Here is a 17,600-nt window from a genome sequence, read left to right as displayed (position 1 = left end):
CTTGTATGCCTCGCGGTCGAAGGCCGGCGGTCCGCCGCCGGCCTGCCCGCCCCACGATGCCGGCGGCAAGATCCTGAAGCGGGAGTGGTCCGCCGAGAACGGCGCCTGGCGCCTGCGTCGGCCGGTTGTCAGTGGGCCGGGAGACAATCCCCGCCATGACAGATCACCCGTCGGTCGTGCGTGCGGCCTGGAGCCGTATCGACACCTGGCTCGCGGCCCACGCGCCCCGGACCCTCGCCGAACTGTCCCCGCCCGCGGACCCCGCCGACGTCGAGCGGGCGCAGCGGGAGATGGGGCTGCGCTTCCCGCAGGACCTGCTGGACTCCCTGGCCTGCCACGACGGTGCGGAGGGCTGGACGTCGCTGCCGGAGAAACAGCCGCTGTCCGTGGCCGGGATCGTGGAGCTCCACCGCCGGGGAACGGCGTTGCTGGAGTGGTCCGAGCGGCGGGGCCACCCGGTGGACGGGGACGAACCGGCCTGGCACCCGCTGTGGGTGCCGTGGGCGGAGAGCGACGGCGACGTCCAAGTCGTCGACCTGCGCCCCGGTGAGGCGTACGGCCGGATCGGCACCGTCCACCACGACGAAGGCGGACTCCAGGACACCTGGCCCTCGCTCGGCGCCTACCTGGCCGAGGTCGCCGACGTGCTGGAGCACGGCGGCACGGTGGGCCTCGCCGCTCCCCACCTGACCCCGGACGGCGAGCTGCGCTGGGAACTGCCGCGACACGTCCGCCCCGAGGACGGGCTGACGCCCGCACCACGCGCCCGGACCGGCCGCACGGAGAACCCCCGATGACGGGCGAACCACCGCTCCCCGCCCAGGCGCGGCTGATCGAGGCGATGGCGACGGAGCTGGCGGCGGCGGTGCCGGGCGAGTGGGAGCGCGTCGACTTCGAGGCGTGCGTGGTGGACCGGTACACGGCCGCCCGGTGCCGGGTGGTGCGCGACGGAGGGACGGACGCGCGGATCACGCCCGCGCCCCGCCCGCCGGCCGGCTCGCTCGCACGACTGCGCGCCGCCATGCACACCCCCGGAGCCGGCACCTGGTTCACGATGAGGCTCACGGTCACCGCGGCCGGCCGCGCCACCGCGGACTTCTCCTACGACGACGAACCAAACTTCCGGGTCCCGCCGGGACCGGAGGCGTACGCGCGCGACCTGGCCCGGTTCCCGCGCGACGCCGACAAGCAGCCCCCGTGGCTGCGGGAACGGCTCGCCGACGCGGCGCTCACCCCGCGGCAGCGGCGGCTCGCCGGCCTCGGCCGTGCGCTCCTGCGGCGGGCCGCGGGCAGGGACGTGCCGCTCGCCGTCACCGCGCTGCCCGAGGACGACGCGGTGGTGGTCGCCCACCGCGTGCGCGGCGGCGAGAGCGTATACGTCGCCGCGGACGAGACCGTGCTGTTCGCCGGCTCGGCCGCACCGCCGCACGAGGCGATCGAGGTCTTCCGCTCCGGGCGCCGCACGCCCGTGGAACACTTCCGTCCGGCCGGGACGGCGACGGTACCCGGGCCCGCGCCCCGGCCCCCGTACACCGTGCCGGACCGGCTGACCGAGACACTGGCGACGGAGCTGGCCGCGGCCCAGCCGGGGGAGTGGGACCGCATCCGGTTCACCGCGTCCGTGGTGGACGGCCGCACGCAGACCCACTGCGTGGCCGAGCACGGCGGAACGCCCGTGCCGGCGGCCGTGGCGACGACGGCGGCGTTCGAGGAAACCCTCGCGGAACTGCGCGCCGCCATGTACGTCCCCGGCTCCGGGACGTGGTTCACCGTGCGGCTCACCTTCACCCCCGGCGACCTCACCGAGGCCGCCTTCGACCATGACGACGAGCCGCTCTTCCTGCCTCCCGCCACCCCGGAGGCGTACGAGAGGGATCTGGCGCGGTTCCCCCGCGCCCCCGGCAAGCAGCCGACGTGGCTGCGGGTGCGGCTCTCCTGGGCCGCGCTGACGCCGCGGCAGCGGCAACTCGCCGAACGAGGCCGGCGGTTCCTGGAGGGACCGCCCGCGTTCGGTGACTCCCGCCCCCTCTTCCCCGTCACCGCGCTGCCCGGGGAGGACGCCGTCGTCGTCACCTCGTCGCGGACCGGCGAGAAGGCGTACGCCGCGGCCGACGAGAGGGCCCGGGCTCTCCCGCAACCGCCCCCGGCCGCGCCGGACCCGCCGGACCCGCTGGACGAGGCGCACGCCCCGGCACTGGCCGCCCTGCTGGCCGAGGAGTCCGGGACGCACGTCCTTCCCGCGCGCGACGACGCGCTGCTCCGGGTCGGCGACGGGGAACTCGACTGGACGGTGCGCCGCTCCCCGCAGGGATTCACCCTCACGCATCGCGAGCGGGGAAGCCTGGAGACGACCGAAGCCTCGCACTACCCCGATCTGGCCCGCCTGCTGCTCCTCACGCTGTCACGGACGCCCCGACGGGCCGGGCGTCCGCGACTCACCCGGTTCGACACCGATCCCGCGGTCGTCCTGGGGGGCACGCGCCGGGAACCGGCCGTGGTCTGGCACGCCGACGGGCAGGAACACCACGTCCGGGGACCGGCCCTGTACGGACGCGTCCTGCCGTTCGCCAAGCTGTGCCGCGGCACGTTCCGGGAGATCCGCGCCTCGCTGGCGGACCCCTCCGGCCTGCCGCTGCTCGGCAAGCGGACAACCGACAGCCTCACCGTCCCCCTCGACCGCGAGCACCTGCCGCGGGTCGCCCGCTGGCTCGCCGACGTGAAGGCGGACTGGTACGACGCCCAGGGCTGGTACGACGTGCACGCCCGGCCCTGGCCTCCCGGCCGGCTCGTGGCCCTGGCGGACGGGGACGGGCTCGGGCTCGCCCTCGACGAGCACGACGGCGGTTACGCCGTGCACGACCACGAGGGCGAGATCCTCCGTGCCCCGGCCCTGGACCAGGCCGTCCGCGCCCTCGCCGTCGCATGGCTCACCGCCCCGCATGCCCGGCCCCGTCCGTTCCGGCCGACCCGGGGGGAGCGGGCCGCGCTGATCGAGCAGTTCGCCGGAGCCTCCCTGGACCGGATCGAGCGCGCCCTCGCCCGGCCGCGCCCCCGCACCGGATGAGCGCGGCTGGGCGGTTTCGTCCTGATCACCCGGGCCGCGGGCCGGCTCCGCGGCATCAGCCACGATCATCCGGTTCCGGTGCCTGAACCGGCGGTGCGTCGAGCCGGTCGGCGGTCCGCCGGGCGGTCCGCTGCTCGGTATCAGCGGCTGGACGCGGGAGGAGGCCGGCACCGCGCCGTCCCCCGGAGCGAGCCGGGGCGGTTCGGCGCGGCGGCCGGGCAGGGCAGGATCCGCGCCCCGGCGACCGGGCCCGTTTCGGCGGAGTGGCGACGTTCGGTGACGGCTGGTGACAATTGCCGGTCGTGCCGTTCAGCCGGGTGCCGTCCCGGCAGGGACGGGCCGGGCGTCGCTTTGGGACGTCGGCCGAGGCATGACGCCGATCGGGGGTGAGCTTGTCACGGAACCGTGGCTCGTGGCTCGTTCTTTGTCTTCCGTCCGTGTCGTAGGGCGGGGACGGAAGACGAGGGACAAGCGAAAAGGTCCTGCGCCCTCGCGGTGCCGGGCTTGTTGCGTTCCGGCCCGGCTCGCTCCGGTGCCCCGCCTCCGGCGCCGTGCAGCACAGTGCGAACGCGTGATCGAGGGAGGTCGTGGATCAGGCATCGGGAAGACCTGTGGCGTCCGTCGCGGTGCGGGGGCGGGACGGGAGCGTGGGGCTGGAGGGCAGGGCGGTCCGGCTGATGCGGGACGGACTGCAACGCCGGATACCGCTCACCGCGATCGAGAGGCCCGGCTCGGTGCGGAACCGGAGGGATCGGTCGAGGCCGTCCTGGCCGCGAACCCTGACGCGCCCTCGACGGTCTGCTCCCGCCCCCTGACACACCGTTTCTTGGAGCTCCTGGCGGAATGCGGTCGGGGCGTGTCTTCCGGCTGGGCGACCCGGTTGGTCGGGTGTGAGGAGGCGTGATCCCCGACCGTGGTTGGTCGGCGACGAGTGGTGGGCGTGGATCCAGCCGTTGTCGCCTGGGCGGCGGCACCCGGGCCGCAAGACGCTGGATGACCGCAAGGTGCTGTGCGGCGTCCTGTCCGTCCTCTGCACGGGCATCCGGTGGGAGTGGCCGCCGGCCGGGCCGGGCTTCGGCTCGGGCGTGACCCGCCGGCGCGGGCTTCGGGACTGGAACAACACCGGGGTCCGGCAGCGCCTGCACGAGGTGTTGCCGGCCGGGCTGCGGGCCGCCGGCCGGCTGGACGTGTCGAGGGCGGTGATCGGCAGCTCCCACGTCCGGGCGCTCAGGGGGCGGCCCGGAACCGGTCGACCGGAGACGGCCGGGCTCCAGGCACCACGTGATCTGCGATGCCACCGGCGTCCCCCTCGCGGAGGCGCTGAGCGGCGGCAACCGCGATGACATCACCCAGCTCATGCCGCTTCCGACGGCGATCCCGCCGATCCGCGGCGAGCGGGGGCGACCGAGGCGACGGAACCGCGGGCGACGTAAGACGACGTCAGCCCGCGGGTGTGCCGGTCCCCCTCAAGCCGGGGTGACGTTCTCGGCTTGAAGGCCCCGGTCACCCTGGGTGATGTCGAAGCGGACCTTCTGCCCCTCGCTCAGTTCCCGGTAGCCACCGCCGGCGATGGCCGAGTAGTGGACGAACACATCCGGTCCGCCGCCGTCCTGCTCGATGAAACCGAATCCCTTGTCCGCGTTGAACCACTTCACCGTGCCGGTGGCCATGGACGCCTCCCTCGCTGAGTAACGGGCACACGGGCGGCTTGTGCTGCCGCGCCGTACGACGGATCATCGTCGCAGGCCCAGGCGCAGGGAAGCAGAAACGCTGGTCACCGCACGGCTTGCCCGAACATTCAGCAGTCCGGACCCACATGGCCGATGCCGTTGGTGGCGACGCCCGGGAGGCCCATGGCACGCCCTCCGCCGTCCCGGAAACACACGTCTTCGAGTCCTACGGTCCCGCGCCGCCGGCCGCGGGACCGGTGACCCGAAGGGCCCGGGCGGCGGCCAGGTGTTCCGTGGTCCGGACCAGGGAGATGGTGAAGGGGTGCCGCGGCTCGGCCAGCACCCGCCGCGCCGGACCCTGCTCCACGAGCGCGCCCGCGTCCAGGACGGCGACACGGTGGGCCAGGGCGGCCGTGTCCAGGTCGTGGGTGATCAGGACCAGGGACAGGTCGTCGCGGTCGCGGACCAGCGCGGTCAGCGTGTCGAGGATGCCCCGGCGGGTGACCGCGTCGAGCCCGGAGGTGATCTCGTCGCAGACGAGGACGCGGGGGCGGGCCAGCAGCGCGCGGGCCAGGGCCGCCCGCTGGAGTTCGCCCCCGGAGAGCCCGCCCGGGCGTCGGCGCACCAGCTCCCCGGCGAGCCCCAGGCGGCCCAGCGTGGCCAGCGCCTCCCGCGTCGCGGCGTCCGGGGCGGCGCCGCGCAGGCGGATCGCCGTACGGGCGACCTGCGCCAGGACCGGGCGGTGCTCGTCGAAGGCGGCGCGCGCGTCCTGGAAGACGTACTGCACGGCCGCGAGCCGGGCACGGTCGCGGTCGCGCAGACTGCGGGGGAGCGGCGTGCCGTCGAGGAGGACCTCTCCGTCGTGGTCGCGGTGCAGTCCGGCCAGGCAGCGGGCCAGGGTGGTCTTGCCGCTGCCCGACCGGCCGACCACGGCCAGGCACTCGCCGGCGCGCAGGTCCAGCTCGGGCACGCGCAGCACCACGGCCGAACCCCGCGCGCCGTCGCGGTGGCGGGCGGTCAGCCCTCGTACCCGCAGCACCGGCGGCCCGTCGTCCACCGGGCCCGCGGCAGCGGTCAACTCCTGCCCGACCGCAAGAAGTTCGCGGGTCCACGCGTGCCGTGGCGCCCGCCACACCCGGTCGGCCGGACCCGACTCGACGACCCGGCCCGCCCGCATGACGAGCACGTCGTCGGCGAGGGCGCGGACGACGTCGAGGTCGTGACTGAGCAGGACGACACCGATGCCGCGGGCCGCGACCGCCGCGAACTGCTCGACGATGCGGCTCTTGGTCAGGGCGTCCTGCCCGGTGGTCGGTTCGTCGGCGACGACGACCCGTGCACCGAGCAGCAGCGCCTGCGCGAGCACGACACGCTGCTGCTGGCCGCCGGAGAGCTGGTGCGGGTAGCGCCGCAGCAACGCCTCCGCGTCGGGCAACTGGGCCTCCTCCAAGGCCCGCAGGACGCGTTGGCGGGCCGCCGCCCGGCGCCGGCCGCGCGGCAGCTCGCGCACCTGGGCGCGGGCGATGTCGGTGAGCAGCGCGCGGATGCGGCGGGCGGGGTTGAGCACGGCCGCCGGATGCTGGGGGACGTAACCGACCGGTCCGGTGCCGGGCGGGCGCACCTCGCCGGTGACCCGGGCGCCGGGCGGGTACTCGCCGAGGAGGGCGAGCCCGGTGGTGGTCTTGCCGCTGCCGGACGCGCCGACCAGGGCCGTGACCCTGCCGGGCAGGACGTCGAGGCTCACCCCGTCCACGATGGCCCGGCCGTCGATCTCGACGCGCAGATCACGGATGCGCGCCACGGGACGCGCGGCGGTGCCGCCGTCGCCACTGGTGTCTGCCACGTCGGCTGCCTCGTTCACGGACGTGCTTCCTTCTTCCGGGTCCGGCTCCCGCCTCTGTCCAGCGCGGCGTCGAAGAGCAGGTTGGTGCCCATGGTCAGGGCGACGATCAGCAGGGCGGGGACGACCACGGCCCACGGCTGGACGAACAGGCCGGTGCGGTTGCGGTCCACCATCACGGCCCAGTCGGCGGCGTCCGGCGCCACCCCGACGCCGAGGAACGCCGCCGTGGCGACCAGGTAGAGCACCCCGGTCAGCCGCGTCCCGGCGTCGGCGGCCAGCGTCCGCAGCATGGAGCGGCCGACGTAGCCGACGGCGATGCGTCCCCACGTCTCGCCCTGCATCCGCAGCGCCTCCACGGCGGGACGCGCGGCGACCTCGGTGGCGGCGGCGCGCACCAGGCGGGCCGCGTCGGGTACGTTCACCAGCGCGACCAGCAGCGCCAGACCCACCGGGCCGGGCGAGAACACGGTCGCCGCCAGCAGGATCAGCAGCAGCGACGGCACGGCGAGCACCACGTCCAGCGGCCGCATCAGCAGCTCCTCCAACCACCGGCGGTGGCCGAGCGCGACGAACAGACCCAGGGGAAGGGCCACGGCGTAGGCGAGGGCGGTCGCGGCGAGCGCGGTCAGCACGACCGGCCGCCCGCCGTGCAGCACCTGCCGCCACACGTCACGGCCGACGAAGTCGGTGCCCAGCCAGTGGCCGCCGCCGACGGTGAACGACGCGCCCCGCGGACCCGGTTCCCCCGCGAACAGCGGACCGAGGAGGGCGAGGGCCAGCGGCACGGCGACGACGGCGAGACCGAAGGCGAAACGGCCCGTACGCGGCTCGTTCACGCGGCCACCCCCGCCCGCGGTGCCAGCCGGTGCGTCACCAGATCGGCGCCCAGGTTCAGTACGACGGTCAGAACGCCGAACACCACGGCGAGCCCCTGCACCACGGGCACGTCGCGCTCGGCGACGGCCCCCAGCAGCACCGTGCCCAGACCCGGGATCACGAACAGCGCCTCCACGACGATCACCCCGCACAGCAGCCAGTCGACGGTGCGGGCGAGCTGCTGGGCGGCGGGGGCGGCCGCGTTCGGCAGCGCGTGGGCGTAGCGGACACGGACGCCGGGGACGCCGTACCGGCGGGCCTGGGCGACGTAGGGGGAGGCGAGCGCCTCGATCATGCCGGCGCGCACCAGCCGCGCCAGGGAGCACACCGGCCGCGACAGCAGGACCAGCACGGGCAGCACCAGCGCCGCCGGGTGCCCGAGAAGGTCGGTGCCGTAGCCGACGGCGGTCGGCGGCAGCCAGCCCAGCCGCAGCGCGAACACCGTCACCAGCAGCACCCCGAGCGCGAACTCGGGCACGGCGTACACGCCGAGCGTCACCGAACTGATCAGCCGGTCGGCGAACCGTCCCTCGTGCCGGGCGGCCAGCACCCCGAGCCCGACGCCGGCCGGCACCAGCAGCGCCACGGTGAGCGCGGCCAGCACCAGGGTCGGCCCGAAACCGTCGGCGATGTACCGGGCGACGGGGCGCCCCGAGGTCAGGGAGGTGCCGAGGTCGCCGTGGAGCAGCCCCGCCGTCCAGTCCGCCAGCCGCTCCCACGCCGGCCGGTCCAGCTCCATCGCCTCCCGGATGGCCTCGACGCGCGCCGGATCGGGCTGGTCCCCGGCGAGGGCGACGGCGGCGTCGCCCGGCAGTGCCTCGGTGAGCGCGAAGACCAGCAGGACCACGGCCACGGTCTGGGCGGCACCGACGATCAGCCTCCGGGCGACGAAGGAGCGCAGTCCGCTCACGCCAGCCACACCGTGCCGAACCGGGCCCAGTCCAGGGTGTTGGCGGGCGCGTCCGTCTTCACTCCGCGCACCGTGCGCGCCGTGCCGATGATCCAGTCGGCGAAGCCCCAGACGAGGAAGCCGCCCTCCGCGTACAGGCGGCGCTGCATCCGCTCGTACACCGCGGCCCGCGCGGCCTTGTCGCGAGTGGACTGGGCCTGCTGGTACAGGGCGTCGAAGTCCTTGTGCCGCCACTTGGTGGCGTTGGTGGTGGAGCCGGTGAGCAGCCGCTGGGAGATGTGCGCCTCGATGGGCATGGCACCGGAGCGGTAGCAGCACAGGGTGCCGCTGTCGAGGATGTCGCTCCAGTAGGAGTCCTTGCTGCCCGTCTTCACCTCGACGGTGACGCCCGCCTTCCTCGCCTGGTCGCGGAAGATGCTGGCGGCCTCGGTGAACCCGGCGGCCACGGCGGAGGTGTCCAGGGTGACCCGGAGGTCCTCGGCGCCGGCCCGCTTGAGCAGGGCGCGGGCCTTGTCGAGGTCCTGCTCGCGCTGGGGCAGGCCGTCGGCGTAGTACTCGTAGCCCTTGCCGAACAGGTCGTTGCCCACCTCGCCGGCGCCGGACAGGGCACCGGCGACCAGTTCCGCGCGGTCGGCGATGAGGAAGAACGCCTGGCGCACCCGCTCGTCGTCGAAGGGCGGCCGGTCGGTCTTCATGCAGAACGCCTGCATGGCGCTGTTGCGCAGCCGCACGATCCCGATCTGCCCCTTGCCCTCGTGGGCGCGGGCGGTGGTGGGGTTCAGCTCGTGGGCGTACTCGACCTGCCCGCCGAGCAGGGCGTTGACGCGGGCCGACTCCTCGTTGGCGGTGACGAACTCGACTTCGTCCAGGTACGGGGCGCCTTCCCAGTGGTCGTCGTTGCGGCGGAACACCGCGGAGCGGCCCGGCGCGAACGACACGAAGCGGAACGGCCCGGAGCCGATCGGTTTCCGGTCGAAGTCCGCCGCGCCCTCGGGCACGATGTACGCGCCGAACGCGGCCATGACGTTGGGGAACTCGGCGGTGGGCCGCTTGAGGACGAACTCCACCGTCCGCTGTCCCGTGGCCCGGCTCGCGTCGAGGTCGATGGGTTCCAGGGACGCCTTGGCGCGGAACGCCCGCTTCGGGTCGGCGATGCGGCGGTAGCTGTACAGCACGTCCTCGGCCGTGACCGGTCCGCCGTCGTGGAAGGTGGCCTCGCGCAGGGTGACCTGCCAGCGGTCCAGGGTCTTGTTCGGCTCCCACTCCTCGGCGAGGCGGGGCCGGGCGGACAAATCGGCGCCGTAGTCGGCGAGCTTGTCGAAGAGGGCCTTGGCGCGGGCCACGTCGACGAACAGGTTGGACAGGTGCGGATCGAGGGTCTCGCCGGCGCCGCCGCCCGCGAACGCGGCCCGCAGCCGCCCGCCCCGCTTCGGGGCGCCGCCGCCCTCGTCCGCGCCACCGCCGTCGCCGGAGCCGCCGCACCCGGTGAGGGCCAGCGCACCGAGCGAGGCGGCCCCGGTGGCCGCGAGGAAGCCACGCCGGCGCAGGCCGGCCAAGCGGTCGGGGGACGGGTGGTGACGGGCAGTCATGTCGCGCATGGGAGGTTCCTCGTGGGTGTGGGTGGGTGCGGGGGAGGGGCGGTGGCCGGGTGCGGCCGGTGGGCGGCACGAGCACGGAGGTCGGGGCCTCAGGGCGCGGGTGCGGGACCGGCCAGGCGGGCCACCACGTGCAGCCGGTCGGCGTCGGTGGTGCGACCGGGCCCCAGGCCCTCGTGCCAGGGCGGCTCCGTGCGCGGGCCGGGCCCGTCGTGCAGCTCCAGCACCTCGAAGCCGTGGGCGGCCAGCAGGTGCCGCAGTTCCTGCGGGAACAGCAGCCGCCACGCCGACCGCTGCTCGACGGGCTCCGGGGCGCCGTCGGAGGTCCATACGCGGGTGCGGCGCAGCAACTGGGCCGTGCGGTCCACGGTGAGCGTGGTGGTGGAGCGGTAGCGCACGCCCCGCCAGTCGAACGCGTGGACGACGGGGGCGTCGAGCAGGTCGGTGCGGCCGAGGAAGTACGCGCCGTTGCGCATCTCGGCGACGAGCAGGCCGCCCGGGGACAGCGCGCGGCGGCAGGAGGCGAGGAAGCCGCCGAGCTGGTCGTTGGTGTGGCAGTACAGCAGCGCGCTGTCCAGGCACACCACGGCGTCGTACACCCCCCGGCCGAGGTCGAAGCCGTGCAGGTCGGCCCGGACGTACTCCGGTCCCGGATGGTGGACGCGGGCGTGGGCGAGCATCGCCTCGGAGAGGTCGGCGCCGGTCACCCGCCGGCCGGCGCCGTGCAGATGGGCGGCGTCGCGGCCGGTGCCGCAGCCCATGTCCAGCACGCGCGGCCCCGCCCCGTGCCGGCGCAGGCAGTCCTCCGTCCAGCGCCCGGCCAGCCGCTCGGGGTCGGGGAAGCGGGTCTCGTACAGCTCGGGGTTGTCCGTGAGCAGGTTGTGGGCGCTCAAGGTCGTCGTCATGGAGGTGTCCTTCCTCAGGCCGTCGCGGGTACGGCGGGCTTCGACGGCGCGGGCAGCGACCCGATCCGGTGCAGCCAGGCCACGCCCAGCGCGGACGCGAGCCCGAACAGGGCGCAGCACACCCATGGCAGCCAGCCGGCGCCGCCCCGCTCCCCGGCGTCCATGGCCCAGCCGACGACGGCGTTGCCCACGGCGGCGGCGAGGCCGGAGACGACGTAGAAGATGCCGAAGCAGGTGCCGGTCAGCTCGGGGCGGGCGAAGCCGGGGATCAGCTCCATCACGAACGGCTGGGCGACCATCACCCCGAGGTGGAGCAGCAGCGCCCCGGCCAGCACGGGCAGGGCCCGCAGCACGGCGTCCGCCGTGCCGTCCGGCCCTGCGGAGCCGGCGGAGTCCAGGGCGGGCGGCAGGAACGCCAGCGCCATCAGCCCCAGTCCCGCCGCGATCCAGCGCGCCCGGTCACCGCGCTCCTTCAGGACGCGGGTCAGGCGCAGCTGCAGGGTGAGGTTGGCGAGGGTGCCGACGAGGAAGACGAGTCCGGCGGCGCCCTCCCAGCCGGTGGCCCGGCGCGCGCCGTCGGGCAGCAGCAGGTAGAGCTGGTTCTCCAGGGTGAACATGCCGACCATGGCGAGCGCGAAGGCGAGGAAGGCCCGGTTGCCGAGGACCTCCCGCCAGTCGCCGAGCACCGTGCCCCCACTGGGCGCGGTCCTCCGCGCCGGCAGGACCAGGGCCTGCGCGGCGGTGAGGACGGCGAAGATCCCGGCGGCGGTCAGGGCCGAGGTGCGGAAGTCCACCAGCAGCAGCGCGCCGCCCAGCAGCGGCCCGACCAGCGCTCCGGTGGTGGCGAACACGTTGAACAGGGCGAACGCCTCCGCCTTGCGCTCGTCGGCCTCCTGGGCGATGTAGGCGCGCACGGCGGGGTTGAACAGCGCCCCGGCGAAGCCGCTGAGCACGGACGCGGCGAGCAGCACCGCCAGGTCGTCGCCGAGCGCGAACAGCGCGAACCCGACGGTGCGCAGCGCGCAGCCGGCGATGATGACGCCGCGCGCGCCGAGCCGGTCGGAGGCGGAGCCGCCGACGATGAACAGGCCCTGCTGGCTGAGGTTGCGGACGCCGAGGACGACCCCGACGACCGCCGCCGACAGGCCGAGGTTCTCGGTGAGGTGGGTGGCGAGGTAGGGGATGAGCAGGTAGAAGCCGGTGTTGACGCCGAACTGGTTCACCAGCAGCAGTTGCACCGCGAGCGGGAAGCGGCGCATCTCACGCCACGTCCTCACGGCTCACCCCCCGCGGCCGTACGCCCAGCCCGGGCAGCCCGCTGGTCCGTACGCGGCCGTCCTCGCCGCCGATGCCGGTCCACGGGTCGTGCGCGAGCAGCAGATGCCCGTCGAGATCGGCCCAGCGGGCCCGCCCCGCGAGGTGCACGGCGGGCGCGAGACCGAGACTGCTCGCGGTGAGGCACCCGAGCATCAGCTCGGTGCCGCTGCCCTCGACCGCCTCGGCGATGCGCAGCGCCGCGTGCACCCCGCCGCACTTGGCGAGTTTGACGTTGACGCCGTGGACCCGGCCGGCCAATCGCCGTACGTCCTCCAGCGACACGGCGTCCTCGTCGGCGACGACCGGCAGCGGCGAGCGGGCGGCCAGCGCCGCCAGCGCCTCCGGGTCGCCCGGCGCGATCGGCTGCTCGACGGCCTCGACGCCGAGGTCGGCGAACCGGGGCAGCAGCGCCCCCGCCACCGCCGGGCTCCACGCGCCGTTGGGGTCCAGCAGCAGCCGGGCCCGGGGCGCGGCGGCCCGGACGGCGCGCACCCGCTCGACGTCGTCCTCCGGGTCGGGCGAGCCCGCCTTGACCTTGAGCACCTCGAAGCCGCCCGCCGCGAGGGAACGGGCCTGCGCCGCCGCGTGCGCGGGGGAGGTGATGCCGATCGTGCGCGCGGTGGCGGCGACCGGCACCTCGGGCGTGCCGAGCAGCCGGTGGACGGGACGGCCGGCGCGTTTGCCGACGAGGTCGAGGAGGGCGGCCTCGACGGCGGCGGTGACGGCCGGGGGAGTGCCGTCGCCGGGCCACTCGCCCGCGCGCAGAGCTCCCAGCGCGCTCTCGGGCCCGGGCAAGCGGGCGAGGTCCGCGCCGGCGGCGGCGAGGAGCCGTTCCAGCCGCGCCGCGTCCAGGCCGTAGTAGACGCTGGTGACGGCCTCACCGTGCCCGGTGGCGCCCTCATGCGCGATGTTCAGCCACACGGCCTCGCGGGCGGACATCGTGGAGCGGGAGATGCGCAGCGGTTCGGTCAGTTCGAGCCGTACGGTGCGCAGGCCGGCCTTCATGGGTTCCTTTCCGAGGGGGCCGGGCAGGGGGCGTCCGCCAGCGGATCGGTGACGCGCGTGCAGCGCGTCCAGCCGGTGGCCTCGGCCGCGTACGGGTGCGGGATCTCCACGGGACGGGTGGCCGCCGTGGCGGGGTCGAGGCCGTGGGCGGCGGTGAAGTCGTCGTCGTAGACGGTGCCGAGGTAGCGGTGCGGGCCGTCGGGGAAGACGGTGGCGACGACCGCGCCGGGGTGGACACGGGCCGCCCAGGCGGCGACGCGGGCGGCGGCGCCCGTGCTCCAGCCGCCGCTGACGAAGCTTTCGCGGGCCAGCCGGCGGCAGGCGTCCACGGCCTCCGCCGGACCGACCCAGTGCACCTCGTCGAACGCGTCGTAGGCGACGTTGCGCGGGTGGATGCTGCTGCCCAGCCCCCGCATCAGCCGCGGCCGGGCGGGCTGGCCGAAGATGGTGGAGCCGGTGGAGTCGACACCGATCAGCCGCAGCGCGGGCCAGTGCCGCCGCAGCGGGCCGATGACGCCGGCACTGTGCCCGCCGGTGCCGACGCTGCACACCAGGATGTCCAGATGGTCGAGCTGCACGGCGAGTTCGGCGGCCAGGGAGGCGTAACCGGCGGTGTTGTCCGGGTTGTTGTACTGGTCGGGCCAGTACGCGCCGGGCAGCACGGCCAGCAGCTCCCGCAGCCGGGCCAGGCGGGCCGCCTGCCAGCCGCCCTGCGGCGTGGGCCGGTCCACGATCTCCAGCCGCACCCCGTGGGAGCGCAGCAACTGCCGCATCGACGGTTCCAGTTCGCTGTCACCGACCAGCACGACCGGGTGGCCGAGGGCCTGCCCAGCGAAGGCCAGCCCGATGCCGAGGGTGCCGGAGGTGGACTCCACCACCGGCGCGCCGGGCCGCAGTTCGCCGCGCTCGCGGGCCCCCATCAGCATGGACACCGCGGCCCGGGCCTTCATCCCGCCCGCGCAGAGCCCTTCGAGCTTGGCCCAGAAACCGGGGTGCGGTCCGGGCAGCCCGGCCGTGACCCGCACGACGGGCGTACGGCCGAGCAGGTCGAGCAGCTCCGGACGGGCGACCGGGCGGACGGCGGTCGCGGCGGCGGTGGCGGGCGGGGTCACCGGGTGCCCCCCGGACAGCCGGCGCGGTAGCGGTGGAGCGTGCCGGGACCGCCGTCCAGCCAGAAGAAGGGGTACGGCTCCGCGCACACCGCGCTCACCCCGTGCCCGAGGAAGCGGGGCAGCACGGCACTGCCGGTCTGGGCGAACATCACCAGCTGCTTGCCGTGCCGCAGCGCGTGCTCCCGCAAGGGCTCGAAGGTCCCGTTGCCCAGTGTCATCCCGGACACCAGCAGCGCGTCGCACCGGCCGGCCTCGGCGAGCGCGCCGGTGACGACCGGCTCCCCCCACTCGGTGACCCCGCCCTTGAGGTCGCACGGCACATACTCCAGACCGCGTGCCCGCAGCGCCTCCAGCAGGGAGTTGACCACCCCCACCACGAGCACCCTCGCCCCCGGCCGCAGGTCCAGCAGCTCGGCCACCGCCCGGGCCCGGGCCCGGGACTTCTCCAGCGACGTCCCGGCGGGCAGCGCCACGGCCCGCGCCCCGTGCTCCGGGGTGTGCGGGGTGACGTGCATCAGATAGGCGTCCAGCGCCGCCACGCGCACCGGCGGCAGCGGATGCCCCAGCAGCAGGGCCACGTCCGCGCCGACGCACTCCTCGACCGCGCTGTCCGGCAGCGTCCCGGGCTCGACCGCGCAACTGCCGACGGCCTCGGCCAGACGCAGACTGAGCACCTCGTTGCGGTAACCGGTGCCGCGCCCGTCGTGCCGTACGGCCTGCCGCGTGGTGAAGGCCACGGCGATCCGCAGAGCGGCCGGGTCCGGCCCCAGCGCACCGGCGCGGGCCCGTGCCACGAGGGCGTCGCACGACATCACGCCGGCGGGCGCGGTGGTGGCGGAGGTCATCGGATCACCAGCCCGGAGCGCACCTCGTCGAGCAGGGCCTCGACCCGGGCGCGGGCGCCGGGTCCGCCGGCGTCGCCGGCCATGACGTGCCCGAGGTACTCGTTGTTGCTGCCGGCCGCCTTCACCTGCCGTCCGGGCTCGGCGAGCTGCACCTCCAGCACGTCCGGCAGGGAGCGCAGCCGGCTGCCGTCCAGGGCCTCCAGGGTGCCCGCGCGGTCCGGTACGAGGAAACCGACGGCCGCGCTGCGCAGCCCGGTGTCGCTGCGCCTGAGGTCGGGGGCGCGGCCCAGGGAGACGTCGACGAAGGCCGCGGCGAGGTCGATGCCGGTGACGTGGCGTATCAGCTCGGTGATGCGGTTGCCGGCGGGCCGGGGGTTGACCTCGACCACGCGCGGGCCGGCGGAGGTCAGCTTGATCTCGGTGTGCGCGACGACGCCCTCGGTCAGGCCGAGCGCCTTGAGCGCGGCGAGCGCGGTCTGTTCCGCCGCCTCGGCCCGCGCGGCCGGCAGGTCGGCGGGGAACATGTGGCCGGTCTCGATGAACGCGGGCGCCCCGCCGACGCTCTTGTCGGTCACGCCGACCACCTGGACGGCGCCCGCGTGCGAGACGGTCTCGACGCTCACCTCCGGGCCGTCGAGGAGTTCCTCCAGCAGCACCGCGGGCGCCCGCCGTTGTCCGCGCGCGTTGACCGGGAAGCCGGCCAGCGCCCGTACGGCGTCGGCGAGTTGCCCCTCGTCGTCCACCCGCCGCACGTACATGCCCGCGCACAGGTCGACGGGCTTGACCACCAGCGGATAGCCGATCTCCCGCGCGGCGCGCGCGAGATCGGCCCACTCCTCGTGCACCGCGAAGCGCGGCCCGGGCACCCCGGCGTCGGCCAGGACCCGGCGGGTGGCGTCCTTGCGGCAGGCGTCGCGCACCCCCCGCGCGCCCGGCCCGGGCAGGCCGAGCCGCTCGGCCACCGCCGCCACCGTCGGCAGGTAGTAGTCGCAGGACGTGAGCACGCCGTCGAACCCGAATACCGCGTGCAGCCGCTCCACCTGGGACAGCAGAGCCTCCGTGTCGTTGGTGTCGGCGGTGATCACGTGGCGCGCCCCGAGCAGCGGATGCGCCGCGCCCTCGGGTGCCGAGCGCAGGTAGTGGTGGAGATCGCGGGTGAGGAACGTGAACTCGTGCCCGTTCTCCCGGATCGCCCGCGGCAGCAGCCTGCTCATCGATCCGACCCAGCTCTCGACCATCAACAGATGAGCCACAGCTCCCCTTCTCGTGCCATGCGGCGCATGCGTCAGGGCAGCCCGGCGGTACCGCCGTCGGGCGGCGGCCGGGTTTGCCGACGAACACGTTAACGGTAATCATTTTCATTTGTCACCCTTTCGGTCTCTCTCGTTCGGGCCACCCATTCGGAGACTTCGTGATCCCGCGCGTCCGGCGCCCGGCCCTGCTGTGCGTCCTGGCGGCGACCGCCGCGACCGTCCTGCCCGCCGCCCCCGCCCGGGCCGCGGCCCCGCCGCCCGCCCTGAGCTTCGGGGCCTGCCCCGCCCCGGTGCCCGCCCCGCCCGCCCCGGACCGCGTCGAGTGCGCGCGGATGAGCGTGCCGCCGGACTGGGACGCCCCGCGGGGGCCGCGCATCGAACTGGCCGTCTCCCGGGTTCGCGCCTCCGGCACCCGGCCGAGCGGCGCGGCGTCCTGCAGAGCCGGGCCTGCCGCGCCGGCGCGACACGTTCTTCGCCTGGACGGCGGCCCACCCGGCCCGCTTCGGCCTCGGCGACACCCCCGCGGCCGTCCGCCGCACCTACCTGCGGGTGCGCGCGGGACTCGCCGAACGGCCCGCGGCGGCCTCGGTCCGGCGGAGTTCGACCGCGCCGTCTACCGCGCCCTCGGCCGCACCGAGCGCTGGGCGGGCCTCGCCGACGGCCTCGCCGCCCGCCTCCGCGACGGCGGCGTCGACGGACTGAGGCCCGCCGATCCGTTCGACGGCCCCGCCTCGCGCACGTACGAGGCGGCCAACCGCATCGTCAAGTGCGCCGACGGCCCCGGCCCCGCGCCCCGGCGGATCGTGGCGGACATCCGCCGCACCAGCCGCCTCGGCCCCCAGTCGGTCCTGATCGGCATGGAGGCCTCCGCCTGCGCCTACTGGCACCACCGGCCCACCCGCCGCACCCCGCTCGGCAGCCCCGACGCGCCACCCGTCCTGCTGGTGGCCTCCGCGCACGACCCGGTCACCCCCGTCGAGGGCGCCCACCGGCCCCGCCGCACCCTGCCCGGCTCCCGTCCGGTCGTCCTGGACGACGACCACTCCCACGGCGTGTTCGCCGGCCGGAGCGACACCTGCGTCGACGGCACGGTCGCCGCGTGCCTCCTCGACGGCACGGTGCCCGCGGCGGACGTGCGCTGCGCGGGACCGGGGCTGCCCCCGGCGCCGTGACACGCCGTTGTTTTTGAAAGCCGTTTTCAATTG

Annotated in this window: 14 protein-coding genes and 1 pseudogene; 4 read left to right on the top strand and 11 right to left on the bottom strand. The window is 75.4% G+C overall.

Annotated features, from left to right (window positions below; translation table 11 throughout):
• The first annotated feature begins 155 nt into the window (after positions 1-155).
• The 3 genes and pseudogenes from ACSU6Z_RS00355 to ACSU6Z_RS00345 form a co-directional block, all read left to right on the top strand.
• Complete coding sequence (locus tag ACSU6Z_RS00355; RefSeq protein WP_437041692.1) at positions 156-797, top strand: SMI1/KNR4 family protein; 642 nt, start codon at positions 156-158, stop codon at positions 795-797.
• Positions 794-3,064 carry a hypothetical protein gene (locus ACSU6Z_RS00350; protein WP_437041690.1) on the top strand — a complete coding sequence of 757 codons (2,271 nt, stop codon included), beginning with the start codon at positions 794-796 and terminating at the stop codon, positions 3,062-3,064. The genes ACSU6Z_RS00355 and ACSU6Z_RS00350 overlap by 4 nt, the downstream gene beginning before the upstream one ends.
• Before the next feature lie 890 nt (positions 3,065-3,954).
• Positions 3,955-4,480, top strand: a pseudogene (locus ACSU6Z_RS00345) (transposase); the annotation flags it as partial.
• A gap of 50 nt (positions 4,481-4,530) precedes the next feature.
• On the opposite strand, the gene ACSU6Z_RS00340 reads toward ACSU6Z_RS00345, so the two are convergent.
• The 11 genes from ACSU6Z_RS00340 to ACSU6Z_RS00290 form a co-directional block, all read right to left on the bottom strand.
• Positions 4,531-4,734 carry a cold-shock protein gene (locus ACSU6Z_RS00340; RefSeq protein WP_437041688.1) on the bottom strand — a complete coding sequence of 68 codons (204 nt, stop codon included), beginning with the start codon at positions 4,732-4,734 and terminating at the stop codon, positions 4,531-4,533.
• A gap of 226 nt (positions 4,735-4,960) precedes the next feature.
• Positions 4,961-6,595 (bottom strand): ABC transporter ATP-binding protein, encoded by a 1,635-nt coding sequence (locus ACSU6Z_RS00335; RefSeq protein WP_437041686.1) that lies wholly within the window; start codon positions 6,593-6,595, stop codon positions 4,961-4,963.
• On the bottom strand, positions 6,592-7,413 hold the full coding sequence (locus ACSU6Z_RS00330; RefSeq protein WP_437041684.1) for an ABC transporter permease: 822 nt from the start codon (positions 7,411-7,413) through the stop codon (positions 6,592-6,594). Before ACSU6Z_RS00330 ends, ACSU6Z_RS00335 begins: the two co-directional genes overlap by 4 nt.
• Complete coding sequence (locus tag ACSU6Z_RS00325; protein WP_437041682.1) at positions 7,410-8,363, bottom strand: ABC transporter permease; 954 nt, start codon at positions 8,361-8,363, stop codon at positions 7,410-7,412. The genes ACSU6Z_RS00330 and ACSU6Z_RS00325 overlap by 4 nt, the downstream gene beginning before the upstream one ends.
• Positions 8,360-9,961 (bottom strand): ABC transporter substrate-binding protein, encoded by a 1,602-nt coding sequence (locus ACSU6Z_RS00320; RefSeq protein ID WP_437041680.1) that lies wholly within the window; start codon positions 9,959-9,961, stop codon positions 8,360-8,362. The genes ACSU6Z_RS00325 and ACSU6Z_RS00320 overlap by 4 nt, the downstream gene beginning before the upstream one ends.
• Before the next feature lie 89 nt (positions 9,962-10,050).
• Positions 10,051-10,863, bottom strand: a complete 813-nt coding sequence (locus ACSU6Z_RS00315) for a class I SAM-dependent methyltransferase (protein ID WP_437041679.1) — start codon at positions 10,861-10,863, stop codon at positions 10,051-10,053.
• A gap of 14 nt (positions 10,864-10,877) precedes the next feature.
• Complete coding sequence (locus ACSU6Z_RS00310; RefSeq protein WP_437041677.1) at positions 10,878-12,140, bottom strand: MFS transporter; 1,263 nt, start codon at positions 12,138-12,140, stop codon at positions 10,878-10,880.
• A complete protein-coding gene (locus ACSU6Z_RS00305) occupies positions 12,124-13,185 on the bottom strand; it encodes an enolase C-terminal domain-like protein (RefSeq protein ID WP_437041676.1) in 1,062 nt (353 codons plus the stop codon). Before ACSU6Z_RS00305 ends, ACSU6Z_RS00310 begins: the two co-directional genes overlap by 17 nt.
• Entirely contained in the window at positions 13,182-14,297 is a 1,116-nt protein-coding gene (locus ACSU6Z_RS00300) for a PLP-dependent cysteine synthase family protein (RefSeq protein WP_437041674.1), read from the bottom strand. The genes ACSU6Z_RS00305 and ACSU6Z_RS00300 overlap by 4 nt, the downstream gene beginning before the upstream one ends.
• Positions 14,294-15,142, bottom strand: a complete 849-nt coding sequence (locus ACSU6Z_RS00295; protein WP_437041673.1) for a Rossmann-like domain-containing protein — start codon at positions 15,140-15,142, stop codon at positions 14,294-14,296. Before ACSU6Z_RS00295 ends, ACSU6Z_RS00300 begins: the two co-directional genes overlap by 4 nt.
• Positions 15,139-16,395, bottom strand: coding sequence for an ATP-grasp domain-containing protein (locus ACSU6Z_RS00290; protein ID WP_437041672.1), 1,257 nt, complete (start codon positions 16,393-16,395; stop codon positions 15,139-15,141). Before ACSU6Z_RS00290 ends, ACSU6Z_RS00295 begins: the two co-directional genes overlap by 4 nt.
• Positions 16,396-16,553: 158 nt before the next feature.
• On the opposite strand from ACSU6Z_RS00290, the gene ACSU6Z_RS00285 reads away from it, so the two are divergent.
• On the top strand, positions 16,554-17,567 hold the full coding sequence (locus ACSU6Z_RS00285) for an alpha/beta hydrolase (RefSeq protein WP_437041670.1): 1,014 nt from the start codon (positions 16,554-16,556) through the stop codon (positions 17,565-17,567).
• Positions 17,568-17,600: the final 33 nt, after the last annotated feature.

Origin of the sequence: Streptomyces sp. enrichment culture, assembly GCF_964273145.1 — a bacterium.
Taxonomy (GTDB): domain Bacteria; phylum Actinomycetota; class Actinomycetes; order Streptomycetales; family Streptomycetaceae; genus Streptomyces.
The sequence above is the reverse complement of the archived record's forward strand: the minus strand, read 5'-3'. Positions and strand labels throughout refer to the sequence as shown.